21 protein-coding genes and 1 pseudogene are annotated in these 24,250 nt (G+C 34.2%); 10 read left to right on the top strand and 12 right to left on the bottom strand.

Annotated elements, in window-relative coordinates:
- Window position 1 precedes the first annotated feature (1 nt).
- From BAR153v2_RS04045 to rpsF, 5 genes are all read right to left on the bottom strand, one after another.
- On the bottom strand, window positions 2-1,501 hold the full coding sequence (locus BAR153v2_RS04045; RefSeq protein ID WP_078680423.1) for a replicative DNA helicase: 1,500 nt from the start codon (window positions 1,499-1,501) through the stop codon (window positions 2-4).
- Window positions 1,502-1,610: 109 nt separating this feature from the next.
- Window positions 1,611-2,192, bottom strand: a complete 582-nt coding sequence (rplI, locus tag BAR153v2_RS04040; protein ID WP_078680422.1) for a 50S ribosomal protein L9 — start codon at window positions 2,190-2,192, stop codon at window positions 1,611-1,613.
- 26 nt (window positions 2,193-2,218) lie between these two features.
- The gene (locus tag BAR153v2_RS04035; protein ID WP_078680421.1) at window positions 2,219-3,196 is read right to left on the bottom strand and encodes a hypothetical protein; all 978 of its coding nucleotides are present in this window, start codon (window positions 3,194-3,196) and stop codon (window positions 2,219-2,221) included.
- Window positions 3,197-3,341: 145 nt separating this feature from the next.
- A complete protein-coding gene (gene rpsR, locus BAR153v2_RS04030) occupies window positions 3,342-3,590 on the bottom strand; it encodes a 30S ribosomal protein S18 (protein WP_078680420.1) in 249 nt (82 codons plus the stop codon).
- The gene (rpsF, locus tag BAR153v2_RS04025; RefSeq protein ID WP_078680419.1) at window positions 3,590-3,997 is read right to left on the bottom strand and encodes a 30S ribosomal protein S6; all 408 of its coding nucleotides are present in this window, start codon (window positions 3,995-3,997) and stop codon (window positions 3,590-3,592) included. Before rpsF ends, rpsR begins: the two co-directional genes overlap by 1 nt.
- Window positions 3,998-4,394: 397 nt before the next feature.
- Here rpsF and BAR153v2_RS04015 point away from each other — a divergent pair, with 397 nt between their 5' ends.
- The 7 genes from BAR153v2_RS04015 (at window position 4,395) to gmk (ending at window position 10,543) form a co-directional block, all read left to right on the top strand.
- On the top strand, window positions 4,395-4,979 hold the full coding sequence (locus BAR153v2_RS04015) for an undecaprenyl-diphosphatase (RefSeq protein WP_078680418.1): 585 nt from the start codon (window positions 4,395-4,397) through the stop codon (window positions 4,977-4,979).
- An 80-nt stretch (window positions 4,980-5,059) separates the two neighbouring features.
- The gene (fabD, locus tag BAR153v2_RS04010) at window positions 5,060-6,004 is read left to right on the top strand and encodes an ACP S-malonyltransferase (protein ID WP_078680417.1); all 945 of its coding nucleotides are present in this window, start codon (window positions 5,060-5,062) and stop codon (window positions 6,002-6,004) included.
- An 18-nt stretch (window positions 6,005-6,022) separates the two neighbouring features.
- A complete protein-coding gene (gene fabG, locus BAR153v2_RS04005; RefSeq protein ID WP_078680416.1) occupies window positions 6,023-6,760 on the top strand; it encodes a 3-oxoacyl-[acyl-carrier-protein] reductase in 738 nt (245 codons plus the stop codon).
- Between the two features lie 254 nt (window positions 6,761-7,014).
- Complete coding sequence (locus BAR153v2_RS04000) at window positions 7,015-7,251, top strand: acyl carrier protein (protein WP_013544895.1); 237 nt, start codon at window positions 7,015-7,017, stop codon at window positions 7,249-7,251.
- Window positions 7,252-7,354: 103 nt separating this feature from the next.
- A complete protein-coding gene (gene fabF / locus BAR153v2_RS03995) occupies window positions 7,355-8,614 on the top strand; it encodes a beta-ketoacyl-ACP synthase II (RefSeq protein WP_078680415.1) in 1,260 nt (419 codons plus the stop codon).
- A gap of 107 nt (window positions 8,615-8,721) precedes the next feature.
- Window positions 8,722-9,825: an endolytic transglycosylase MltG gene (mltG, locus tag BAR153v2_RS03990; protein WP_078680414.1), complete on the top strand. Its 1,104-nt coding sequence runs from the start codon at window positions 8,722-8,724 to the stop codon at window positions 9,823-9,825.
- A gap of 52 nt (window positions 9,826-9,877) precedes the next feature.
- A complete protein-coding gene (gmk, locus tag BAR153v2_RS03985; protein ID WP_198934318.1) occupies window positions 9,878-10,543 on the top strand; it encodes a guanylate kinase in 666 nt (221 codons plus the stop codon).
- 50 nt (window positions 10,544-10,593) lie between these two features.
- On the opposite strand, the gene rsmA is transcribed toward gmk, so the two are convergent.
- The 6 genes from rsmA to lptF form a co-directional block, all read right to left on the bottom strand.
- The gene (gene rsmA / locus BAR153v2_RS03980) at window positions 10,594-11,424 is read right to left on the bottom strand and encodes a 16S rRNA (adenine(1518)-N(6)/adenine(1519)-N(6))-dimethyltransferase RsmA (RefSeq protein ID WP_078680412.1); all 831 of its coding nucleotides are present in this window, start codon (window positions 11,422-11,424) and stop codon (window positions 10,594-10,596) included.
- Entirely contained in the window at window positions 11,418-12,428 is a 1,011-nt protein-coding gene (gene pdxA, locus BAR153v2_RS03975; RefSeq protein ID WP_078680411.1) for a 4-hydroxythreonine-4-phosphate dehydrogenase PdxA, read from the bottom strand. The genes rsmA and pdxA overlap by 7 nt, the downstream gene beginning before the upstream one ends.
- Window positions 12,428-13,384 carry a peptidylprolyl isomerase gene (locus BAR153v2_RS03970; RefSeq protein WP_078680410.1) on the bottom strand — a complete coding sequence of 319 codons (957 nt, stop codon included), beginning with the start codon at window positions 13,382-13,384 and terminating at the stop codon, window positions 12,428-12,430. Before BAR153v2_RS03970 ends, pdxA begins: the two co-directional genes overlap by 1 nt.
- A 92-nt stretch (window positions 13,385-13,476) precedes the next feature.
- Entirely contained in the window at window positions 13,477-15,828 is a 2,352-nt protein-coding gene (locus tag BAR153v2_RS03965) for an LPS-assembly protein LptD (RefSeq protein WP_078680409.1), read from the bottom strand.
- A gap of 6 nt (window positions 15,829-15,834) precedes the next feature.
- Window positions 15,835-16,926 carry an LPS export ABC transporter permease LptG gene (gene lptG / locus BAR153v2_RS03960; protein ID WP_078680408.1) on the bottom strand — a complete coding sequence of 364 codons (1,092 nt, stop codon included), beginning with the start codon at window positions 16,924-16,926 and terminating at the stop codon, window positions 15,835-15,837.
- Between the two features lie 525 nt (window positions 16,927-17,451).
- Window positions 17,452-18,600 (bottom strand): LPS export ABC transporter permease LptF, encoded by a 1,149-nt coding sequence (lptF, locus tag BAR153v2_RS03955; RefSeq protein WP_078680946.1) that lies wholly within the window; start codon window positions 18,598-18,600, stop codon window positions 17,452-17,454.
- Between the two features lie 771 nt (window positions 18,601-19,371).
- Between lptF and BAR153v2_RS03950 the strand changes: the two genes are divergently transcribed.
- Both BAR153v2_RS03950 and BAR153v2_RS03945 read left to right on the top strand, forming a co-directional pair.
- Window positions 19,372-19,821, top strand: a complete 450-nt coding sequence (locus BAR153v2_RS03950; protein WP_078680407.1) for a DNA polymerase III subunit chi — start codon at window positions 19,372-19,374, stop codon at window positions 19,819-19,821.
- A gap of 155 nt (window positions 19,822-19,976) precedes the next feature.
- Entirely contained in the window at window positions 19,977-20,243 is a 267-nt protein-coding gene (locus BAR153v2_RS03945) for a hypothetical protein (protein WP_078680406.1), read from the top strand.
- Here the strand turns inward: BAR153v2_RS03945 and BAR153v2_RS03940 are convergent.
- Window positions 20,235-21,523: pseudogene (locus tag BAR153v2_RS03940) on the bottom strand (MFS transporter). The gene BAR153v2_RS03945 and the pseudogene BAR153v2_RS03940 overlap by 9 nt on opposite strands.
- Before the next feature lie 534 nt (window positions 21,524-22,057).
- On the opposite strand from BAR153v2_RS03940, the gene BAR153v2_RS03935 reads away from it, so the two are divergent.
- Entirely contained in the window at window positions 22,058-23,932 is a 1,875-nt protein-coding gene (locus BAR153v2_RS03935) for a BID domain-containing T4SS effector (protein WP_078680405.1), read from the top strand.
- Window positions 23,933-24,250 lie beyond the last annotated feature (318 nt).

Genomic DNA, 24,250 nt, shown 5'->3' with positions numbered 1-24,250 from the left:
TTTAATCATATCGTTCTGGAAGATAATTACTATCTGCCAGATCACTGAAACGTGTGAAATCAGCTTGGAAAGAGAGTTTGACTGTACCTGTTGGTCCATGACGTTGCTTTGCTACGATAATATCAGCTTTCCCAAAAACTTCATCCATTGATTCTTGCCATTTTAAATGTTCTGGGCCTCCTATCTTAGGTTCCTCATTTTTAAGATAATACTCTTCACGATATACAAAGATAACAACATCAGCATCTTGCTCAATTGAACCAGATTCACGTAAGTCTGATAGTTGTGGACGTTTATCTGTCCGATTTTCGACTTGGCGTGAAAGCTGTGAAAGAGCAATAATGGGAACGTTAAGTTCTTTAGCTAAAGCTTTTAATCCCGTGGTGATTTCTGTAATTTCTTGAACACGGCTTTCAGATGAGCGTCTTGAATTGCTTGTCATTAGCTGTATGTAGTCAATAATCAAAACATCTAAACCATGTTGTCGCTTAAGACGACGTGCACGTGCAGCTAATTGAGTAATAGATATGCCTCCAGTTTGGTCGATATAAAGTGGGACTTTTTGGAGACGATTCATTATGCGTAATAATTTTGCGAATTGCTCTTCTGAAATATTGCCTCGACGAATGTTAGAAGAAGAAATCTCTGTTTGCTCAGAAATAATACGTGTTGCAAGTTGTTCTGATGACATTTCAAGCGAAAAGAATCCGACAATTCCTCCCTCATTTTCTGGCGATGAGTCTTTTTTTGCATCACAGTTATAAGTGTTGGCAATATTGAAGGCAATATTGGTCGCGAGAGAGGTTTTTCCCATACCAGGACGTCCAGCAATGATAATTAAATCAGAAGGTTGTAAGCCTCCTATTTGTTCATCAAGTTTTTTTAGGTGAGTAGCGATACCTGATAATCGTGAAGATCGCTTTTTTGCTATTCCTGCCATATCAATAGCTTTTTTAATAGCTTCATCAAAACTCTCAAATCCACCACCATATTTTCCCTTTTCTGCCAGCTGAAATAAATCATGTTCAATTCTTTCAATTTGCTGAATAGGTGTTAATTCTAAAGGGGCATCAAATGCGGTATTGACAACTTCATTTCCAAGATTAATTAAAGAACGCCGGATAAAAAGGTCGTAAATTACTCGTCCATAATCTTCAGCATTAATAATTGTTACTGCTTCTTTAGCCAAACGAATAACATAATTAAATACAGTAATATCTCCGATTTTTTCTTCAGCTGGAATAAAAGGTTTGATAGTAACAGGGGTTGCTAATTTTCCTTTTTTGATAATTTGCGATAAAATTTCAAAGAGTTTTTGATGTAATTGTTGGAAAAAATGTTCTGATTTTAAAAAATCTGACACGCGATCAAGTGCATCGTTATTAATAAGAATAGCACCAAGCAATGCTTGTTCAGCTTCAATATTATGTGGCATCTGCCGAAAAAAAGTGGATTCTTGTTTTTGCTGAGGAATGAGATTAGAGATGCCAGTTTCTTCCATAACAATCTTTCTGTTAATAATATTCAGCCTTTTGGCTGAATATTATCATGATATATCAATTTTAATGGGAGAAAAGAAAAAAAACAGTCAAATAGGCACAAGATATTCATTAACTTTGACTTTCTTCACTAAGATTATTTTCTTCACGGTCATCAGTTTCTTTTGCTAATGGTTGCTCTTGAGCACCATAATATATTGCTTCAATAGAAGTCAGATTTTCACCTTCTGCTTGACGCTGTGCTTCATTAGCTGAACGTGCAATATTAATTGTTACAGAAACCTGAATCTCGGGGTGTAAGTTAAGCGAAATTGTGTGAAGACCGATGGTTTTAATTGGGTGATTAAGTTCAATTTGATTACGTCCAATAGAAAAACCGTTTTCTGTTATAATATCAGCAATATTACGTGTTGATACGGAACCGTAAAGCTGTCCTGTTTCACCAGATGAACGGATAATAATAAATGATTGTCCCTCAAGTTTTTCAGCAATTTTTTTAGCTTCGTTTTTGCGTTCAAGATTACGTGTTTCAAGCTGTGCGCGTTGTGTTTCAAAGTGTCTTTTGTTGGCTTCGTTGGCACGTAAAGCTTTCCCTTGAGGTAATAGAAAATTGCGTGCATAGCCATTTTTAACGGAAACAATATCGCCAATCTGACCAAGATGAGTGATGCGTTCAAGCAAAATGATATCCATAGTTTTTTCCTTTCGAATTAAGTCAATTAGTAAGATTTGCGTGATTGGCTATTATATTGAATGGTTGCCCAAATACCCATAAGCAGCAGCATAAAAGAAATAGGTACAGTAAAAATAACAGTTAAAATAGCAATGTAAACAATGGATAATATTATCATTCGGCCACTTATCTCTTTTGTAATATTATGGAGATATGCTAGACCACTAATTGATATGACAAGTGTATAAGCGGTAATAAAAACATTTGCGCTCAAATTAAAAATGAAACCAATTTCAATCGTTGCGGCTATAAAAGCAGCAATGAAAATGATGAGACCCCGAATTGGAAGGCGGAAATTTTGTTTCCAATCATCACGAGGTCTTTTTAGCCAATCTATATGATGTGCTATCATCATTGAAAAGTAAAGATTAGCAATAAAAAACAATAAACTGTAAACAGCCAATATTACTGCTGTAAGAGTTGCTGTATGTGTTGTTAAGAGCTCACTAAAAGAAAGAATATCAGTTTCTTTTATAGACTGCGATTGTCGCATAGTTTGTACTATATTTTCGGTAATTTTTTTTGCAATAATAGGAGAAGTTGGATGATTTTGAACATAAACTCCAATAAAAGTTGATATACAAGCAATAAAATTTGTTAAAAGAAAAATGATTGATGATAACGGATACCATATCAATGAATTTTCTTCCTTTGTTGATTGCGCAAGCCCAAGAAGCCAAGAAGCATAAACAGCAGGAAGAAAAAACAGTAACATAAAACTCAAACCAATATAAATATTATTGGTCACGGAGAGAACAAAGGTAGCGCTAATTAAAGCGACAAGACTAGGTAATGTACCATATCTGAATGCTGTGGCGAAGATAGGAAGCGAAATAAAACAACCTAAAAGAAGAGAACAATAAGGAATGATATTTGAAACGCTTATGATTGCCATTCCTATAATAGCAGTAAACAGCCCTGCTAAAACACCAATTATTGTTTTATAAGAATAGGAGTCTTCCATTGATCGCTGTCCTGCTTTTTGCAGTTAGAGGTATATAATACCCCAACTTTTTTGGATATATTATAATTAAAATGTTCTTTTTAAAGCATTAAACAAAAAGAATAAGTAGCCAGAAGAGATTCTGGCTACACAATAAATTAAAAATTCATTTGACAACGTACGGAAGTAAGCCAAGGAAACGAGCGCGCTTAATAGCAGTGGCCAACTCACGTTGTTTTTTCTGACTAACAGCCGTGATGCGCGAAGGAATGATTTTCCCACGTTCTGAGATATAACGCTGTAACAGCTTGATATCTTTATAATCAATTTTAGGGGCATTTGTACTTGAAAATGGACATGTTTTACGACGGTGATGAAAAGGACGACGTGTCGGAGTTTGGTGAATGTCAGTCATCATGCTATTCCTTCTATTGGATTTTCGTGTTGACGGCGTAGATTTTGAGCTTTCTCTTCATTTTGAGCAGGAAGGCTATCACGGTTGAATCGTGAAAGTGTTGTCGATTGTTCTTTCTCGTGTTTTTTTACGTGGATAGTCATATAACGTAAAATATCCTCATTAATACGCATTTGACGTTCAAGTTCAGCAATTGCTTGAGCTGGAGCATCAATATTTATCAATACGTAATAAGCTTTACGATTTTTGCGGATTCGGTAAGCAAGAGAACGAAGCCCCCAATTCTCTATACGCCCAACTTTTCCACCATGCGCTTCGATAACACCTTTATAAGTTTCTAAAAGCTCATCAATTTGCTGTGGTGCAATATCTTGTCGGACAAGGAATATGTGTTCATAAAGAGCCATTATTTTGCCTTTCTTCAATTAAATTCTACTAGGTTTGGCGCAAAGCCTCTGCGACTTGTCTTTATTGGAAGACCCAAAGAAGAAAGGACGCGTTTGCAATTCGAGACACTCGAGAGCGGAGATACAGGAGGCCGGAATATTATATTCCCACTGGTTGTTTCCCAGCCCTCCGTTCAACCCCCAGCCAAATACCGGTAATGAACACTGGATACTTACAGCTTATCTTTTAAAATAGCAAGTTTGTGTTTACAAAAAATATGATTTATTAAATCTCGGGATATTTTTATATATTTCACGTTTCACTCTACTCCATTATATCACCGTTTTCTTTACCAAACAGTGATATGATGGAGTGGAGTAGAAGATAATGATATAAGATATAATAAGTGAGATAAGAATGAATTTTTTACACCAGACTGATATAGCTCTTTTCGAAATGCTTGCTGGTAATTATCAAACGAGGTTAGTCTTGATTTGGTTTGGTATTATTTGTGCAAAGTTTTTAGTTTATATTATTCCTATACATCTTTGTGTATTATGGTTTTGTGGTGGATATATGGAGAGGCGTGTTGCTTTAAGTATTGGTGTTAGTATTTGTGTTGCTCTTGTTATAGGTTATATTATTTCTCTTATTTATTATCGTCCGCGTCCATTTGTTGTAGGTCTTACGCGACCTCTTATTAAACATGGGGAAACAGCTTCTTTTCCAAGTAATCATGCATTAGTTATTGTGTCTTATTTTGTTAATCTTTATTTATATAGATACAAAATTATCTCTAAGTTTGCATTGATATTTTTGTTATTAATTTGTTGGGGGCGTGTTTTTGCAGGTGTACATTATCCTTTTGATGTTTTAGCTGGTATGGTTTTAGGAAGCCTCGTGAGTTGGTTTATTATTCGGTTTGTTGCGTCATATTTTCCTAAATTTCTATATCAACTTCCACCTTTGAAATATAATTTTCATATAGGTATTCAATTCTAAATAAGTTGATTTGTTGTAATTTATGTTTATTGAATTGCTTGAAAAGAAGATAAATCTAAAATTTAATTTTGGAGATGATGATGGTAGCAGCATTCACTTTCCCAGGACAGGGGAGCCAAGTTGTTGGTATGGGAAAAGTACTTGCAGAGCAATTTGTTGAAGCGCGTATGGTTTTTGAAGAAGTTGATGATACTTTAGGTGAGAAATTATCACGAATTATTTTTGAAGGACCAGAAGAGGCTTTGACGTTAACAGCGAATGCACAGCCAGCATTGATGGTTGTGTCTATAGCGATTATTCGTGTAATGGAAAAGTTGGGATTTAATATAGCAAAAAAGGTGAAATTTGTCGCAGGCCATTCTCTAGGAGAATATTCGGCACTTTGTGCTGCTGGTACATTTAGTTTAGCTGATACAGCAAAGCTTTTACGGATTCGGGGAAATGCTATGCAAACAGCTGTTGCGGTTGGTGAAGGTGCAATGGCGGCAATTATTGGTTTGGATGAGCGAACTGTTGAAGAAATTTGCAAGCTCGTTTTAGGAGAGGGAGTGTGTCAGATTGCTAATGATAATGGCGGTGGACAGATTGTTATTTCAGGTGAAGCAAAAGCTGTCCAGTTGGCGATCAAGATTGCTCCACAAAAAGGAGCTAAACGTGCATTGCTTCTTTCGGTATCGGCACCGTTCCATTCAGTTTTGATGGCTCCTGCCGCTGATGCGATGAAAGATGCTCTTAGAGCTGTTAAGATAAAAGCACCTGTTGTTCCGCTTATTGCAAATGTTTCTGTTACACCAGAAAGTGATCCAGAGCGTATTCTTATGCTTCTTGTTCAACAGGTGACTGGGCGAGTGCGATGGCGTGAAACAATCGAGTGGTTTGGAGCTAATGGGGTTGATGTTCTTTTTGAAGTTGGTTTTAGAAAAGTATTAACGGGCTTAACACGCCGTGTTAATAAAGATATCAATGCTTTAACAATTGGGACGGTTGAGGAAATTGAAAAAGCATTACAAATTCTAGGTATTTAATCTTAGGGAGTCTAAAAGATGTTTAAATTAACAGGTCGCAAAGCTCTTGTCACAGGAGCATCAGGAGATATTGGTGAAGCAATTGCACGTGCTTTACATGCACAGGGAGTGATGATTGGGCTACATGGGACGCGTGAAGAAAGGCTCAAAGAAGTTGCTTTAGATCTTGGTAAAGACGTTTTTATTTTTCCTGCTAATCTTTCTGATCGTGGTGCTATTAGACAATTGGCTGAGACAGTAGAAAAAGAGATGAATGGGGTTGATATTCTTGTTAATAATGCCGCGATTACTCGAGATGGCCTTTTTGTACGTATGCAAGACCAGCACTGGGATGATGTGCTGACAGTTAACTTGACAGCTGCCTTTACTTTAACGCGTGAACTAATATATAACATGATGCGTCGGCGTTATGGACGTATTATTAATATAACTTCTATTGTTGGTGTTGTTGGTAATCCTGGACAAACAAATTATTGTGCTGCGAAAGCTGGTTTAATAGGTTTTTCCAAGTCATTAGCACAAGAAGTTGCATCACGAAATATAACGGTTAATTGTATTGCTCCAGGATTTATTAAATCTGCGATGACCAATCAATTGAATGAAAAGCAGAAAGAAAAAATTATATCTACGATCCCGATGAAGCGTATAGGAACGGGGCAAGAAATAGCTTCTGCGGCTGTTTATTTAGCGAGTGATGAGGCAGGATATGTGACTGGACAAACAATACATGTCAACGGTGGTATGGCAATGATTTGAGTATTTGCTTTATTCTACATTGATTTACAGCCATTATTATTTTAGATAACGATGCAAAAAATAGAACAATAAGTTTGTTTTTTAAGTATGATAATTGTCCATCAGGATATAAATTTAGTGCATTTGAGAGGCGATAGCCATGGAATATTGTGTATTTATCGCTAAAGTTTTGGAGCAATGCATCTATTACTTGATTATATGAACTTATATCGCTAACCAAGTATAGGAAAACAATATAAATTCGAGGATACAATATGAGTGATACAGAAGAGCGCGTTAGAAAGATTATCGTGGAGCATCTTGGAGTTGACGCAGATAAAGTAGTAGAAAATGCAAGCTTTATTGATGATCTAGGAGCAGATAGCCTTGATACAGTTGAGCTTGTTATGGCTTTTGAAGAAGAGTTCGGTATAGAAATTCCGGATGATGCTGCTGAGACAATCTTCACAGTTGGTGATGCAGTGAAGTTTATTGATAAAGCTTCTGTATAATTTTACTTAAAAGGCAAAAGTATTTTATGCTTTTGCCTTATTTCCTAGTTAGGTCATATTGTGGCAATATAGCTTCTAGCGGTAGGTGTTCAAGGTTAAAAATATGAGACGTGTTGTTGTTACTGGTTTGGGATTAGTATCTCCACTGGCTGGTGATGTTGAATGGAGTTGGAAGCGGCTTCTTGAAAGAAAAAGTGGTGTTCGGCGCATCACTGAGTTTGATGTTACCGATTTACCATGTCAAATTGCTGGCCGTATTCCTTTAGGGGATGGAACAAATGGTACATATAATGCTGATTTACATATGGAACCTAAGGAACAGCGTAAGGTTGATGCATTTATTACTTATGCAGTAGCTGCTGCTGATCAAGCACTTGCAGATGCTCAATGGTTTCCAAAAAGTGATGAAGATCAGATACAAACAGGTGTTATGATTGGTTCTGGTATTGGTGGCGTTGAGGGCATCGTTGAGGCTGGTTATACACTTCGTGATAAAGGTCCACGGCGAATTTCTCCTTTTTTTATTCCAGGGCGTTTGATTAATCTTGCTTCTGGTTATGTTGCTATTAAGTATGGCCTGCGTGGTCCTAATCATTCGGTCGTAACAGCTTGTTCGACTGGTGCTCATGCAATTGGTGATGCAACTCGTTTAATTGCATTGGGTGATGCGGATGTAATGGTAGCAGGGGGAGCTGAATCCCCAGTTAATCGTATATCTCTTGCTGGTTTTGCTGCTTGTAAAGCTCTTTCTACTGGGTATAATGATGAACCTGAGCGTGCATCACGTCCTTATGATGCAGATCGTGATGGTTTTGTTATGGGTGAGGGAGCTGCTGTTGTTGTTTTGGAAGAGCTTGAACATGCAAAAAAGCGGGGTGCTCGTATTTATGCAGAAGTGATTGGTTATGGTTTGTCTGGTGATGCTTATCATATTACAGCTCCTTCGGAGAATGGTGAAGGTGCGCAACGTAGTATGATATTGGCTCTTAAGCGTGCGCAAGTGAATGTGTGCGATATTGATTATATTAATGCTCATGGTACATCAACGATGGCTGATGTCATAGAACTGGCTGCTGTTGAGCGTGTTTTAGGTCATCATGCGTTGAAGGTATCAATGTCATCAACGAAATCATCTATTGGGCATCTACTTGGAGCAGCTGGTGCAGCTGAGGCTATTTTTTGTATTTTAGCTATACGAGATAATATAGCTCCGGCAACACTCAATCTTGACAATCCGTCTGTTAAAACAAAAATTGATCTTGTACCGCATATACCACGTGAAAGAAAAATTGATATAATTCTTTCTAATTCATTTGGTTTTGGTGGAACAAACGCATCTTTAGTAATGCGGCGCTTTAGTTAATCATAAACAATTTTATTTGTTATGGCTGCTTTTATAAGTTTTTTAATTATAAGATTTTGATGAGAAATTATTAGTAAAATACCTAGAATGATTAAGGTTAGTAAGTTATGTCTAATGTAAAAGGTAAGTCATCATTGCAGGATATAGATGATTTTTCATTAAATTATTCGCTACATAATAATGGATTGTCACATGAAAAACGGAAAAGATCGCGTATTTTGCGCAATCCGTTTATTATTCTTGGTAATTTCTTTCTAATGCTTATTGTGGTTGTTCTTTTGGTTGTCGGTATTCCTCTCTATCTTGTAAAGAACATTTTTGAGGGCAAAGGGATAGCTGAGAAAGAACAAGTTATTCTTATTGATTCTGGAAAAGGAATTCGTGAAATTGCATCATTGCTTGAAAAACGTGGTCTTATTCGGTCATCTGATATTTTTATTTATGGGGTTGGTTATTACCAAAACGCAAAACGTCTTAAAGCAGGTGAATATTTAATTCCAGCATATGCTTCGATGTATGATATTATGAATATTTTTGTAAAAGGAAAATCTATTGAATATAGCTTTACAGTGCCTGAAGGTTTAACGGTTCAACAGGTATTCGACCGGTTATCAGCTAATGAAATTTTGATTGGTGATCTTCCAGAAGTTTTCCCCCCAGAGGGCAGTTTAGTAACTGATACTATTCATTTTGTTCGCGGTACAACGCGTGCGGAAATTATAAAAAGGTTACGTGAAGAACAAACAAAATTAGTTAATGCGATATGGGCTGCTCGTTCACCAGATTTACCCATCAAGTCTATTGATGAATTTGTTATATTAGCATCAATTGTTGAAAAAGAAACAGGGATTGCAGCAGAAAAGCTGCAAGTGGCTGCAGTATTTTATAATCGTCTTGCTAAGCGTATGCGTCTTCAATCTGATCCAACAGTAATTTATGGTATTTTTGGTGGAAAAGGTAAACCTGTAGGTCGTCCAATTTATCGGTCAGATCTTGAGAGAGAAACACCATATAATACTTATAAAATTAATGGGTTGCCACCAACAGCTATTGCAAATCCAGGTCGTGATTCTTTAGAGGTGGTGGCAAGTTTTCCAAAAAGTGATGCGCTTTATTTTGTAGCTGACGGTTCAGGTAGACATATTTTCTCTAAAACTTTGGATGAACATAATGCAAATGTTCGTAAATGGCGTGCATTAGAAAAACGATAAATCTTCTTAATTTTAGAATTCATATTTAGAAAATTTTGAAAAGAGTAACATTATGACATTATTTGATCATGAATTGAGTGCTCAAAAAAAAAATAAACGTCGCGGTTTTCTATTTATTCTTTCTTCTCCTTCAGGTGCTGGTAAATCAACAATTTCACGGTTAATTCTAAAAGATCAACAACTAGAGCTTTCTATCAGTATGACAACGCGGGCAAGGCGTCCTAGTGAAGTAGATGGTGTCCATTATCATTTTATTTCAAAAAAAGAATTTGAACGTAAGTGTGCTGGAGAGGAATTTATTGAGTGGGCAGAAGTGCATGGGAATTATTATGGAACTTTACGTGAAAGTGTTGAAAATGCATTGAGTGCTGGTCGGGATATGTTATTTGATATTGATTATCAGGGGACTGAACAACTGCAAAAAAAAATGCCAGGTGATACTGTTTCTGTTTTTATTCTTCCTCCATCAATGAAGGAGCTTGTTGCTCGTTTACATCGTCGAGCAGAAGATAACCAAGACATTATTAATTTGCGATTAAACAATGCACGAACAGAAATTCAGCAATGGCACTCTTACGATTATGTCGTAATCAACGAAGATTTGAATCAATCATTATTACTTATTAAATCGATTTATTTAGCAGAAACAATGAAACGTAAGCGTTGTCATTTTCTTAAATCTTTCGTTGATAAGCTTATCGCTGAAAAAATTGATTAATATGCTTATCATTTTAAGAGAAACTTTGAATTAAAAAGGGTTCTATTTCTTTAAGTGATTAGGTTAGCTAAAGTTACAAATTCAAAAATAGAAAGTGTTTCTGCTCGGCGTGTTCCATCAATGCCAGCTTTTTCTAAAAGTGTTTTGCCTCCAATAGTTTTAAGACTTTGGCGCAGCATTTTACGTCTTTGTCCAAAAGCAATTTTTGTTACGAGGCTTAATTTTTTTGTAGAGCAAGCGAGAGGTTGTGAGCGTGGAATAATGTGAACAACGGAAGAAGTCACTTTTGGCTCTGGTATGAAGGCTTGAGGAGGAATATCAAAAGCGATTTTTGCAATGCTACGCCAACCAGTCAATATGCTAAGACGACCGTAGTAAGGAGATTGAGAAGTTGCTGTAATACGCTTTGCAACTTCACGTTGAAACATTAAAGTCATTGATTCATAAAAAGGAGGCCATGATTTCGTTAAAAGCCAATTTAATAAGAGTTGTGTTCCAATATTATATGGCAGATTTGCAATAATTCGCGGTTTTTCCGGATATGCTTCAAAAAGTTTTGAGAAATCTTCTTTTAGTGCATCATTAAAAATAAGTTTGAGTTTTTGTGGATAGTGCTCTTTTATTTCTAAAAGAGCTGGCATACAACGTTCATCACGTTCTATCGCTGTTACAATAGCACCTTTTGCTAGTAAAGCACGAGTCAAACCACCAGGACCAGGACCAATTTCAAGAACAGGTTTTCCTTCTATATTTCCTGCTTGATGAGCAATCTTAGTTGTTAAATTAAGATTGAGAATAAAATTCTGTCCCAGAGATTTATTTGCTTGTAACTTATATTTATTGATGACGTTACGGAGAGGAGGAAGATTATCTATTAGCATATGATTGGATTGTTTTTTGTGAGTTGAGCTGCAAGTTTAAGAGCAGAAATAAAACTTTCGGGAGAAGCTATTCCTTTATGTGCAATATCAAAAGCAGTGCCATGGTCTGGAGAGGTGCGAATGAAAGGTAATCCTAAGGTAACATTAACAGTAGTATCAAAGTCTAATGTTTTAACAGGGATAAGAGCCTGATCATGGTACATACAAAGAGCAACATCATATGCTTTCCTTATACGTTCATGAAACATTATATCAGGAGAAAGGGGACCTATAATATTCAGTCCTTTTTTTTTAAGATATTCAATAGCAGGAATAATAATTTTTTTCTCTTCTTTTCCTATTGCTCCATTTTCTCCAGCATGAGGATTAAGACCAGCAATAGCTAAGCGGGGTGAATTCATTGCAAATCTAGTTTTTAAATCATTTTCAGTAATTAATGCAGTTTTAATAATTAAATTACAGGTAAGAGATGAAGACACTTTATTAAGTGGAATATGAATAGTAATTGGTACCGTTTTTAATTGAGGTCCAGTTAACATCATAACTGGATGATATTGTTGATTAGAAAATTTTTGAGCAAGATAAGCAAGAAATTCAGTATGGCCTGGAAAGTGAAATCCAAAATCGTAAAGACTTTTCTTTGCAATAGGGCAAGTAATTAGTGCACACCCGTAACCACTTTGAATCAATTGAACGCTGCGTTCAATTGATTCAATTATTCCAGCAGCATTATCCGGTGAGGGTAATCCTAGTTGATCACTTTGTCGATTTTTTAAGGGAATTATAGGAAGAGATATTGGAAAAATTTCTAAAACATTATGAGTAGAAATAGATTTTATATCAATATTAAGTTGTAAAAAATGAGCGCGCGAACGAATAATTTCAGGATCGGCTAAGAGAACAAAAGGTGGAATTTGACGTATGTTACGCATATTCCACGTTTTTATAACAATCTCAGGACCAATTCCTGCGGGATCGCCACTGCTAACGATTAGCGGAGTCATTATGAATTTTGAATACGTGCTGTTTGTCTCAATTCTTTTAAATATTTTTCACTGATAGCTTCAAGAAGTTGCGGAATATCTTTTTTTTGATGATCTTGGATAGAAAATATCAGTCTGGCTACACGGTCATCAGAAACTCTTTTTATTTGACAGACAGCAATTGCTTCAATACCACGCTGTGTTTCTTGAAGATTGGTCATTTTTCCGGCTGGTGTTGCAAGGATAGCTTTTTCCCAGTTTCGAGGAAGTTGAGGTTCCAAAAATTTTCCCAAATGACGGATAGTAATATCTAAAATACCTTTTACCTGGTGTTTAGCGCTATTACATCCACGGAAATTTGCGCGGAACTGATTTGCTTCTTTTATGCGTTTTTCTAGAATTGCTGACCGCCGATGTTCAGGAATAACAAAAATAATTTGTTGTAGTGTATATTCGTTTGTTGAAGGTTTGACACCGCCATTTTTTAGTATTCTATGGACAGCTTCTTGTTCTGTAAGAATGCCGCCTTCAGCTTGATAACGCGCGTTAACAAGACGTCCCCACCCCATTTGTCCAAGAATATATGCTTTAAAGTGCTCCACTGTAACGTCAGTTTGAGTGAGCATTTGACTGAGCTGCTCAACAGTCATATTATTTTGTGTTGCGAAATTCTCAAAAGCACTCTCAAGTTCATCTTTGCTAACCTCAATATTCCGCCGCTTTATTTCATTATTTTTAAGGGTTTCATCAATAAGCTCATTTTTAGCTTGTACAGCAAGATTTCCTTGTCTCTGTTGCAATTTAAGAAAAGCAATGCGCCTTTGAATATCATAACTTGTAATAGCACTCCCATTAACTGTGACGACAACTGAAGTTTGTGCAAAAGCTTGTGATGTAAAAAATATGCTTATGGATATGCTTACACTCAAAAAAGTGATACAAAATAAAGCAAGAGCACTATTTTTTAGTATATTCATGTAAGTAAACCTTTACGATCAATTTTCACTTGTTACCCAAAATATATGTTTTTCTGCATAAAAACAATGATAAGTTAAGATCTATATGTCCTCTATTGTAAATCTGATTTTATTTTTTTGCCAATATCTGTGATTGTACGTAATGAAAAAGAAAAATTAAAGTTTTTTAAAGGCATATTTCTCGTTGGATTTTTTACTTGTTGATAGCCAATCGTTATTCCAAAACATTCATCTATATAACTTAGATTTATTCCTTTTTTTACTAAAGCGTTAGATACTAAATCATAACTAGCATTATTATTAATGGACCAATAGTTGGAAAATTTAAGTCCTACTTGAAAAGAAATCTCTTGTTGATCTTGCGTATATTCATCATTTTGTTGATGTGAAATGTAAGCATATTGCATAGATGCCCAAAGATTCGACCATTTTTGTGATGCTTCTAATTCACCACGACGGATTTTCCCTGTTTTTTTATTAAAACGTCCACGAGATGCTATAGAAAAACCACGAGTATGATTTGCTTCAAACATTGTCACATAGTCTGAGCGAGCTGTTTCAAGACCAGAGTATGCACCTAAATTGACAAGGTCTTTCTCTGCGAACGAATTTTTTCCTGCGAGATGAAATGACTGTCCAAAAAGCCCATAAAGAGACCAATTATTATTAAAACTTCCAGAATATCTAAGACCTATATTTACTCTTGTTCCACCTTCTACACGATCATAACCAGAGAATTTATCTCTTTGAAATAAGGTAGTTGCATCAAATACAAGGCTTTGCGCGTCTTCGTTTGGTAATTGTCTTACATATTGTTCGTTATTGCTTATAAAAATTTGTGCTATTGGTTCTAGTATATGTGTGGATATTGGGGCAGTAATAAGAAGAGGATACCGTAACTCCAAGCCTGCTGTTGCCATACTACGAATTGTTGAGGAAGCAATATTAAAATTTTTCGAAGAGATATTTTCTATGCCAGTAATATAATTATTGTGAGTGTTTATTGCACTTGTATCAATGCGTAAAGCAAAGATGGGGGTTAATACTAAACCATTTTTTGTATTGAAACGTTTTTTCCATTCTAGTTCATTTGTTAAACGAAAACTGTTTCCAGCTATACCGGAAAGCTGAGGGGCATTACCGGAATAATCTGGCAAATTTGTATTATTAAAGTCAGCATGACGACGATAAATTGATTGTATATTACTACGGAAGGTAAGATTTCCAGTACAAATTGATTGATTTGGTGTCAAAGAATAATCAATAGTAGGTAGAACCCATGCTTGCTGAGAATGACGATCGTTAAGGGTGTTTTTAAGCATTGAATTTTGAATATTGAAACGGTAAAAACGCATGTCAAAATAATTTTTATCTGCAAGACCATTTAAATAAAACTGAGAAATTTTTACAGGGTCACTATAATTTTCAAGTTTGTATGTACGGCTAAAATTTCTGTCTGATTGTGCAAAGATATCCCACCCGTAAACCCATCGAGAATTAATACGAAAATCACCTCTTGTTGCTACCATATAACGATTGGTATTTTGTGAATCAATCCTGTCATTATTAAAGTTGTAAGGATTGATTTGGTATATATGAGCAAAGTGGATGTTATAATAGCCTGTTTTTAAACGCTGATGCCATGTACCTTCCGTTAAAAGCCCCTGTTTTGTATAAACTGTAGCAGAAAGTGTGAAATCATTATAAAGTGATAAGTTCCAGAAATAAGAGTTTTTTATGCCAATACCAAGGTTATCAGCATAAAAAAAATGAGGAGCCAGGAAACCGCTGATACGTCTTACTGTTGGGTCAGGGAATTCGATAATTGGAAAATATAAAATTGGGATGCCAAAAGCTTCAAAATAGCCGTTTTCAAATCGAATTGTTTTTTTAACATTGTCCCATATAATTTTTTTCGCTTTAATTTGCCACGAGACAGCTCTACCTGATTTTTTATGACAAAGTTCACATGCTGTATAGATCGCATTATTAAAAATTGTTATTTGCTTCTTGTTGCGGTTAGCATTTTCAGCTGTGAAGTATGTATTATTAGTTGTTTTGATGCGTAAAGAATTTACAAATCCTTCTCCAAAGTCTTTTGTCATATCAATATAATTAGAATAGATTTTATTTCCATCCTTTTGAGTAATCTTAACATTTCCTTGAGCTATGACGCGTCCTGTTTTTTGATTATAAGTGACTCTCTGAGCGACAGCTTTATTGTTGTTATATTCAATTTGGACATTTCCTTGTGCAGAAATGATATTTGAATCACGATTGTAAATAAGTTTATCAGCAGAGAGTAAGAAAGGACTTTTTGTATTTTGGAGATGATTTTGAAAAAAAGGATTAGAATTTTGTGCTATTGCAGAATAAGATATAAGGGTTCCTCCAGAAAAACTGATGAGGCTTTTTATAACCAATATTCTCAGTTTTGCTAACATTTTTATTTAACCATCTTCTGTATAAAGTAAAAAGGATATTCCAAAAAACAATGCCACTATAACTGGTACCCAAGCAGCAATGATTGGAGGAATGTAACCGGCGTTACCAAAACTTCGGACAAGCATAGAAATAACATAAAGTATAAATCCCGCAATTATGCCACCAAGAATTAATGTTTTGGATTGTCCAAAGCGTGGAATTTTTAGTGATACAGTTGCTGCAATGAGAGTCATTGCCACAAGTAACATTGGTAACGCAATAAGTGATTGTAAATGCATATCAAATTTATTGGCAGAATAACCAAATGAGCGTGCAACAGCAATTTTTTTTGGTAATTCGTAAAATGGAATAGTTACAGGCTCGGCTAAATATTCAGTTAAAAACTCAGGTTTTAAGTGAGTTTTTATTCGTAATTCAGAGAATTTTTTAGGAGGTTGTCCTATTTTATAGATTGTTCCATTTATTAATAACCAAGCACCATCTGTTAACATTGCTTTTTTAGTATTAATCCAGTTCTTTACTGTTGCATTCTCATTATATTGTACAAAGGTTGCATCAATAAGAGAAAGATCTTTATGTATGATTGATTTAGCGCCAATGGTTGTTCTTCCTAAATTTGTGTGTTGTGTTAACCATGGAATACGCGTGTTACTGATAGATATCTGGTTATTATTACTACGCCATGCTGCTACAATTTTTTCTGATTGGGAAGAGCTCCATGCAGCAAGTGGATTAATAAAAAGAATCGAGAATAATCCAAAGAGAAAAGCTCCGAAACAAGCTGGTGTGAGAAATTGCCATGCGGAAATACCGATTGAACGAGCAATAACAAGTTCAAGTCTTTTATTAAGGGAGATAAGCATTGTTATTGCAGAAAATAATGCAATAAAAGGAAAGAGTTGTTGTATAATCAAGGGAGTTCGCAGCAATGAAATAAGGAATGCTCCTTTTGCTGTATAATAAGGAAGCAACGCTAGTTTACTAAAGTTTTCTGTAAAGTCGATTAAGAGGACGAGAATAAAAACACCTAGCAAGAAACAACAGGTTGTTTTGAGATAAAGCATGAAAAAATATCGTCCGAGCGTCAATCCAATCATGATACCTTATCCGAGAGATATTAAGAGTTTCGATGTGTAGATATCATGATGCATGCGGATATTCAATGAAACGCAAACTAGCTTTATCATAAGAGTTTGTAGACTGCATGATATGCTTTTATCACAACGTTAAAAAGCATTAATTAAGGATTCAGTGATTTATAATTTCACCAATCTAACATCACTTTAATTTATAGTACATAAATGATTTTACATGACCTACAATTTTAGATACTAATAATTCTTTAATATTTTGCATGTCTGCTTTATATAAAAAAATATCTTGTAATTTATTAGAAATGATAACTTCTTATAATTATAATTTAGGTTTAATCAGTTTTCTGTATTTTGTATCAGTATTATCTGTAGAAAATTCTATGTCATAATAAAGTACGCATCACACTGAGCTTGAGGATGGGAAAATGGATAATAGGAAACTCAGCTATTATTAATCGTTTCCAGAGTGATACATTATCATTGATGTAAGTTATGATTTAGTTTGAATAAAAAAATCATCTTTGTAAATTAATTCTTGGTAATTTTTTGAAAAATTATTTGAATGACATTATTAAATTTTTCAAGGAAACCAATTTTATGATCTGTTATCAGCATAAAAAAGGTTAATGAGCATATTCCTATTGGAATGATATAAAGTAGTGGAATATAAGAGGGATTATTTTCTGCTTTCTGTGCAAAAAAATATCCTAACCAATAAATCAATAAGGAAAAAGTAATCGTAGAAAAAGTTTCAAATATATGTGCTTGTCGATATGAGCGTGCATTTCCTACTATGACTATTGCAATTAATGCAAAAACAATAGGATAGAGACATTCCGTGAAACGACGGTGGAATTCAGCTCTATATTGAAACGGTTTTCGTTGATAATGAGGATCGTTTGGACTAGGGTTGGATAAATAAGAAAGAGGACGATCTTTAGGATAAATATTAGGTGTTTTCTTATTGGGAATAAATTCGCTTAGACTAAAAGTATAGGAGCTAAATTTGATAATTGAAACATTATCATTTTTATAATCAATTCTTTCTATCTCGCCATCATTGAGGATTAAAAAATTGCCTTTTTTATTGTTAACAATAGCTCCTTTTGCTGCATAGTAAAAAAGCCCAAGCTGGTGATCGCGTTGATCAGCAATGAAAAGACGGCCAATGGTTCCATTTGCATTTCGTTCACCAATTTCTATGTAAAGATTTTTAGCTAATTCTTGGAAGCTACCCTCACGAATGAAAAGGCTAATAAGATCAGAATGAGCATTTGCTAACATTTGTCGCATATTAAGACGTGCGTGAGGGGCAATAAAATTAGTAATGGAAAAGGAAGTAAATGAAGCCAAAATTGCTAAAAGAAGAATTGGCTTCCAAACAATATTTTTGGATATGCCCGAGGCGCTGATAACAGCTAATTCTGTATCTTGATTCATTGTTGAAAGGATGATTGTAATTGCAATAACTAATGCGAATGGTATAACAAGAGAAGTGACAGAAGGAATTAACAGAGATGAAAAATATAAAATTGTTAAAAATGTTTGTCCACTTGTTGTAAGAAAATTGATTCGTGCAAGAATTTGTACAGTCCAACTGATGCCAATTGCTCCAAGCATCACAGCACTAAAAAGAATAAAAATGCGTTTTAATATATATAATTCAAGAATCCGCATAGAATAAATGTTATCCTCAGTTTTCACTTCAAAATAGATATTCTATAATGCGTTAAATTTAAGCATATAATCAAAATTTAAAGATTGTTTCTATGTGCGTATTCTTGTTTCCCATTAGCAATAGAAGATGATCTACTTATCTTAAATATGGTTAGCCTCATATGGGCGATTCATTTATTATTTTGAGTAATAAGTTTCCAACAGAATAATATTTTTCAGTCTTTCTTATTTTGAATTAACAAGGTATTTTATGTATGCATTACGTAACGAGACTGCTATATGAATAAAATCGTTTGAGAAAAGAATCAAGACATTTTGTATGAAATATTTAAATGCAAGGAAATTATAATATCAGGAATTAGTAAATATAGTGGTAGTGTTGGCTTGTTACTCTATAAACAGAGTATTATTCTAAGTGCTTTTTACATTTGTGGATATTTTAGAGAAATAGGATTAGGCGAAAGTAAAAATTCCTCTTTAAAAGTTATATGAATTAGCTACATCAAATGATATGCAGCTTTATGTGAAAGAAGCAATCTTATTAAAGAATGCAAAAAGAAAAGCTATGATTGCAATTATATAATCATCTTATTTTTTGGCTTATATGAGAATAATATAATTTTATAAATATCAATATATGATATTATTTTTCAGAATATAATCATTAAAATAAAACAAGATTTTCAACTCTAACTTACTTTATTATATAAAATATTGAAGACTTAATGAAGAGCTAATAGTGCGTTATAATGAAAAGCGTTGAGGATTAAAATGGTTGATATTCTTTTCTATCATTTAACGAAGTCAACTTTAAAAGATACTTTGCCTGTGTTGGTGGAGCGTGCATTGAAACGTTTTGGTAGAATAACAATACAATGTATGAGTAAAGAACAATGCAATTTTATAGATACTTGTTTATGGGTTTATTCTGATGAATCATTTATTGGGCATGGGACGGAATATGATAACTATCCAGATCTGCAGCCTGTATTTCTTACTACAGGACAAGAAAATCCCAATGATTCACAAGTGCGCTTTCTTATAGAAGGAGCTGTTTGTTCAGATATTGATATTTATCAACGAATTGTGATTATGTTTGATGGTCATAATGATGCACAATTGAATCTTATTCGCGAACAGTGGAAAGACTATAAAACAAAAAATTATAATTTAACTTATTGGCAGCAGACTGAAGATCATCGTTGGGAGCAGCAGGTTTGAGGCATAGGATAACTTTATTTTGATTTTTTTAGTATTGAGCTCTCATAAATCAGTGCTCTTGTTTGGGAAATAATCAGGTTGAGTTTTTCTTATGATTTTTATTTTAGGGGTGATAAAAATATAGCCTAAGATTAAAATATTCAAATGGAATGATAATGATATTTGATCGAGTTTTACTTATTCTGTGGGCTGTAATATTAGCTTTTTTTTGTGTTTCATGGTTGGGAACAACAAATATTCTATCGCAGATATTTTCTGTTTCTCATATTAATACCATTATTATTGATATCTTATTCTTTTTCCTTTGTGCATTATTTGCTGGAATATTATGGTGGACTTTACCTAAACCGATGCCTTTACGAATGAAATTAGCGGCATCTCTGCCGCTAATATTAGTTTCATTATATTGTATTTTAGTGTGATATCTCTTCATCTGTAAAGCCAATAAAGCAAACGAGTGAGATAAAAGAAGATAAGAAGAGATAATAACTAATATAAGAAGTACTAAAATGTTGTACTAGATATTCTGCAATATAAGGTGCAATAGCTGCGCCTAAAATACCAGCTAAATTAAAGGTTATAGAAACACCACTATATCGAACTTCTGTTGGATATGCTGATGAAAGAACTGCTCCAATCTGACTATATGTCATTCCCATCAGAGATAAACCAATAACAGACATTGCACAAATACCTAAAATTCCATTATCGAAGAAGTAAGGAATTGCAAAGGAATAAATGCCAGTAGCTATTGTAACCCAAATCATCAAACTTCTGCGTTTAATATGATTAGCAATTTTTCCTGTAAGAATAGTAAAAATACCAAAAAAAACAGCACCGATCATTTCCACTTGAAGTGCTTCATTAAATGATAATTGCAGATGATTTGTTGAATAACTTAGCAAATAAGTAGTAACCAAGTAAAATAAGACAAGAACTGTCATGCTACAAAATGTACCAAGAAACAAAATTCGTGGGTGTTTGAAGAATACATCTAGCATAGGTATTTTAGAGACTTTTTCGTGGCCTACATTTTTTTTGAATTCAATTGTTTCATTGATCGACATACGAATCCATAATCCTAAAATAATGAAGACAATTGAGCCAACAAAAGGAATACGCCATCCCCATGAAAAAAGTTGCTCTTCATCAAGCACATGCCATAATGCTAAATAAACTATAATAGATACACATAAACCGATTGGAGCGCCTAATTGCGGAAACATTGCATACCAACTACGTTTTTCTGGGGAGCATTTTCTGTTGCGAGTAACACAGCTCCTCCCCATTCTCCTCCTAATCCGATTCCTTGTCCAAAACGACACACTGTTAAAAGGAAAGGTGCAAACCATCCAGCTGTTTCATAAGTAGGTAAAATGCCAATAATAATTGTTGAAATACCCATTGTAAGAAGAGAGGCAATGAGTGTTATTTTTCGTCCAATTTTATCACCAAAGTGTCCAAAAATAACTGATCCTATAGGGCGCGATAGGAAGGCGACACCAAAAACAAGGAAGGATTGCAAAATAGCGAGCTGTTCATTTTGAGATGGGAAAAATAATCGAGGAAATATGAGGGCTGCGGCAGTTGAAAAAACATAAAAATCAAAATATTCTATTGTTGTGCCGATAAAACTCGCGAATAAAACTCGACGGGGTGAAGATTCTCGATTAGTGCTGCATTTTTCTATGCTTGTAGACATGGATAGAAAGTTCCTTTATGTGTGAAATTAAATTACAAATTTATAATTATAAAAAATTCATATCAATATCGAATCATTAGCCTTGTTGATTTTATGCTGTGAATTCTAAATTAAACAAAAATGAAAAACTATATATTTGCATAAAAAAATACATATTTGCATGAAATACGCGTTGCTTTTGTTAATCAGATTTGTAATTACATTTTGATATTTTCAATTGAGTATAAAATCCATATAATAAAGTGTTACCTATAAGTCAAGAATGTATAATGTTCTTGATTTTTATTGTATTTTTTATTGAAATTTTGTTATACTTTCATTTTATTTCAAAAAATCAAAATGTTTAAATTAGTAAATTAGTAAATTGGTATGAAACGCTAGTAACTAGCTTTAATATTTGCAAGGCGGTGAGAATTTGTGCCTAGTTATAAGGAGCTTTTTATGATGATTTTCTGAAGTGGTGTGTAAAAGTATGTTTTTATGTTTTAGGGCAAATTTGAAGAGAGAAAGAGTTTCTTAAAAGGGATCTGTTAAATGTTTAAAAGAAAGATACAGGAACAAGCAGTTTCGAAATATGCTTCGGATTATGCTATACCTCGAAGTCTAATGATAAAGCGTCGTGCAACAGTTAATTCAGTCATCAGTGCGTGTATGCTTGAAGGGTATATTCTTGCCCCTAAAACGTTAGACATTTTAAAGAAATATGCGAGCGGAGATTATTCACTAAAGCAGTTTAACACTCAGATGGATTCTTCTGTGAAAGAAGTAAAGGTGCGAAAGAAATATTCAACCCATGGTGTTATTACTACTAATGGAATGCTGGTAAATAAATATGGAATAACAGATGCAGTTGCTCTTCATAAAAGAAGTGCACATGATATAGCAAAAGCAATTGTTAATCTATCTTGTGAAGAGGTACCAGAACAATTTGATTCCTCTTATCTTAAATGTCTTCATAAGCGCTTATTTGGGAATATGTTTGAGTGGGCTGGGCAGACACGTGACGAAATTTCATATTTAGAGGATATAAAAAAAACCAAGCTGTTACCAATGGAAAAATTGAGCTCTGTAAGCAGTAAGGAAATTCAAGAACGTTTTAAAAAAATTGACAAAATTCTTTTCGAGAAGAATAATCTGAAAGATTTATCGTGCGAAGAATTCTCTCATAATGTAGCAAGAATCTTTTCTTTGCTTAATGATACATACCCTTTTATCAGTGGGAATGAATGTACGCAAATGGTGTTTTTTGAGCAGCTTGCTCAAGTTGCCAACTATAAACTTGATTTTTCAGTTATAACAAAAGAACGCATGAAACTTGTCAGCGATGCTGCAAAAACTTTAAAAGGCAACATAGGCGATCTAGCTCCTATAGAACACTTTTTTGAAGATGTTTCTGATCCAAACAAAGTGTGTATGCTGAAAGAGTTTATCAAAAATAATAAATGTCAAGATAAAAATATAAAAAATCAGATTATTGTAGCTCCTCGTAAAGATATTGTTTATGGTGGTATCTGTAGAAACTGGAGTTCAAATGCCATCCTAGTCGAAACGGAAGATGCGTACGTCGTATGTCATAAAGATTATTTAATGGCAGAAGAATTAAAAACATTAAAATTAGGTGATAAAATGTCTTTTACAGCTGTAATACCTGAGGATTTTGGAGACATTCTCATTCCAGAAGGAGTATTAGTTTCTTTGGCGAAAGAAGAAATTATTAAAAGAGTTAAAAAAGATTCTTTTGTTCAAAGAAGCTTGGAAAATGTTGAGTATTATTCAAGAGTTGTTTATGATGATTCAGAAATATTGAAAAAAAATATGGAATTTATTAATGAATTTGTATGTTTTGATACGCAGGTTGCGAAGCGGAATACGGAGAGGCTTGTGGATAAAATTATGGAATCTCCTCAATCTATTCATGTGCTTGCAGGTGTTGAGATATTTGGTATGAAAAATTCAAAGCGCAAGAAAGCTGAAGAATGTTGTGGTGACCTTAGGCTTGCAATTAATCAATATATAGATAATGTAATATACGCTAGAGATGCAATTTTACAACAATACGAAGCACACAATAGTTTTAAAAGGAAAGCTGTAGCAATGCCCCATAAGGAAATACAAGATGTTTTAAATTTGCCAGAAAATATGCGGCAAGAAGTATTAGACACTTCTTGTTCATTACAGCAGGAGATTTGTGATTTTGTATCTGACGTCATGAAGCGTCTTTCATTTAGCGAGTATCAAGCACTTCATGATAATAATTATGAAAAGCTCGCTCAAAATTTGGGCGTGTCAGTGAATAAAGCAGAGAAAATTACAAAACTTTTTAAAGCGGGTGAGAAAGTGTATCTGCAAGCTAAAAATCTCAAAATTAATCACTCAGAAAGTATGGCTATAACCCAGAGAGCCAGTTAAATTGTAAATTATTGCTTCTTTATTTTTATGCATGGATGGCATTCAAGAAAATAAAGAGGCTACTTTTCAAAAATTTTTGCTTTATTTTAGGTAAAGCAGAAGAGTTTTTTACGATTGAGTGTAGTGAAAAAGTGAATGGATACGCTTATATTTTTTGCATGAAATTACCAATGATATTAAAGCTTAGCAGTTTTCATAAATTTTGCAGACGCATATATTAAGCGATATAGTTTAGATTTTGATAGTTTATTTGCGCAGGTAGTTTAGTTATAGCCTATTCTGTATTGACTTATAGTGATTTTGCTAATTTGTTGTATT

It is taken from the genome of Bartonella sp. AR 15-3, from assembly GCF_002022445.1.
In the GTDB taxonomy this organism is placed as follows: domain Bacteria; phylum Pseudomonadota; class Alphaproteobacteria; order Rhizobiales; family Rhizobiaceae; genus Bartonella.
The sequence above is the reverse complement of the archived record's forward strand: the minus strand, read 5'-3'. Positions and strand labels throughout refer to the sequence as shown.

Excerpts from the sequence above, each read along its gene's own strand:
- BAR153v2_RS04045 (WP_078680423.1), bottom strand. The coding sequence starts at position 1,501 with ATGGAAGAAACTGGCATCTCTAATCTCATTCCTCAGCAAAAACAAGAA.
- rplI (WP_078680422.1), bottom strand. The coding sequence starts at position 2,192 with ATGGATATCATTTTGCTTGAACGCATCACTCATCTTGGTCAGATTGGC.
- BAR153v2_RS04035 (WP_078680421.1), bottom strand. The coding sequence starts at position 3,196 with ATGGAAGACTCCTATTCTTATAAAACAATAATTGGTGTTTTAGCAGGG.
- rpsR (WP_078680420.1), bottom strand. The coding sequence starts at position 3,590 with ATGACTGACATTCACCAAACTCCGACACGTCGTCCTTTTCATCACCGT.
- rpsF (WP_078680419.1), bottom strand. The coding sequence starts at position 3,997 with ATGGCTCTTTATGAACACATATTCCTTGTCCGACAAGATATTGCACCA.
- BAR153v2_RS04015 (WP_078680418.1), top strand. The coding sequence starts at position 4,395 with ATGAATTTTTTACACCAGACTGATATAGCTCTTTTCGAAATGCTTGCT.
- fabD (WP_078680417.1), top strand. The coding sequence starts at position 5,060 with ATGGTAGCAGCATTCACTTTCCCAGGACAGGGGAGCCAAGTTGTTGGT.
- fabG (WP_078680416.1), top strand. The coding sequence starts at position 6,023 with ATGTTTAAATTAACAGGTCGCAAAGCTCTTGTCACAGGAGCATCAGGA.
- BAR153v2_RS04000 (WP_013544895.1), top strand. The coding sequence starts at position 7,015 with ATGAGTGATACAGAAGAGCGCGTTAGAAAGATTATCGTGGAGCATCTT.
- fabF (WP_078680415.1), top strand. The coding sequence starts at position 7,355 with ATGAGACGTGTTGTTGTTACTGGTTTGGGATTAGTATCTCCACTGGCT.
- mltG (WP_078680414.1), top strand. The coding sequence starts at position 8,722 with ATGTCTAATGTAAAAGGTAAGTCATCATTGCAGGATATAGATGATTTT.
- gmk (WP_198934318.1), top strand. The coding sequence starts at position 9,878 with ATGACATTATTTGATCATGAATTGAGTGCTCAAAAAAAAAATAAACGT.
- rsmA (WP_078680412.1), bottom strand. The coding sequence starts at position 11,424 with ATGCTAATAGATAATCTTCCTCCTCTCCGTAACGTCATCAATAAATAT.
- pdxA (WP_078680411.1), bottom strand. The coding sequence starts at position 12,428 with ATGACTCCGCTAATCGTTAGCAGTGGCGATCCCGCAGGAATTGGTCCT.
- BAR153v2_RS03970 (WP_078680410.1), bottom strand. The coding sequence starts at position 13,384 with ATGAATATACTAAAAAATAGTGCTCTTGCTTTATTTTGTATCACTTTT.
- BAR153v2_RS03965 (WP_078680409.1), bottom strand. The coding sequence starts at position 15,828 with ATGTTAGCAAAACTGAGAATATTGGTTATAAAAAGCCTCATCAGTTTT.
- lptG (WP_078680408.1), bottom strand. The coding sequence starts at position 16,926 with ATGATTGGATTGACGCTCGGACGATATTTTTTCATGCTTTATCTCAAA.
- lptF (WP_078680946.1), bottom strand. The coding sequence starts at position 18,600 with ATGCGGATTCTTGAATTATATATATTAAAACGCATTTTTATTCTTTTT.
- BAR153v2_RS03950 (WP_078680407.1), top strand. The coding sequence starts at position 19,372 with ATGGTTGATATTCTTTTCTATCATTTAACGAAGTCAACTTTAAAAGAT.
- BAR153v2_RS03945 (WP_078680406.1), top strand. The coding sequence starts at position 19,977 with ATGATATTTGATCGAGTTTTACTTATTCTGTGGGCTGTAATATTAGCT.
- BAR153v2_RS03935 (WP_078680405.1), top strand. The coding sequence starts at position 22,058 with ATGTTTAAAAGAAAGATACAGGAACAAGCAGTTTCGAAATATGCTTCG.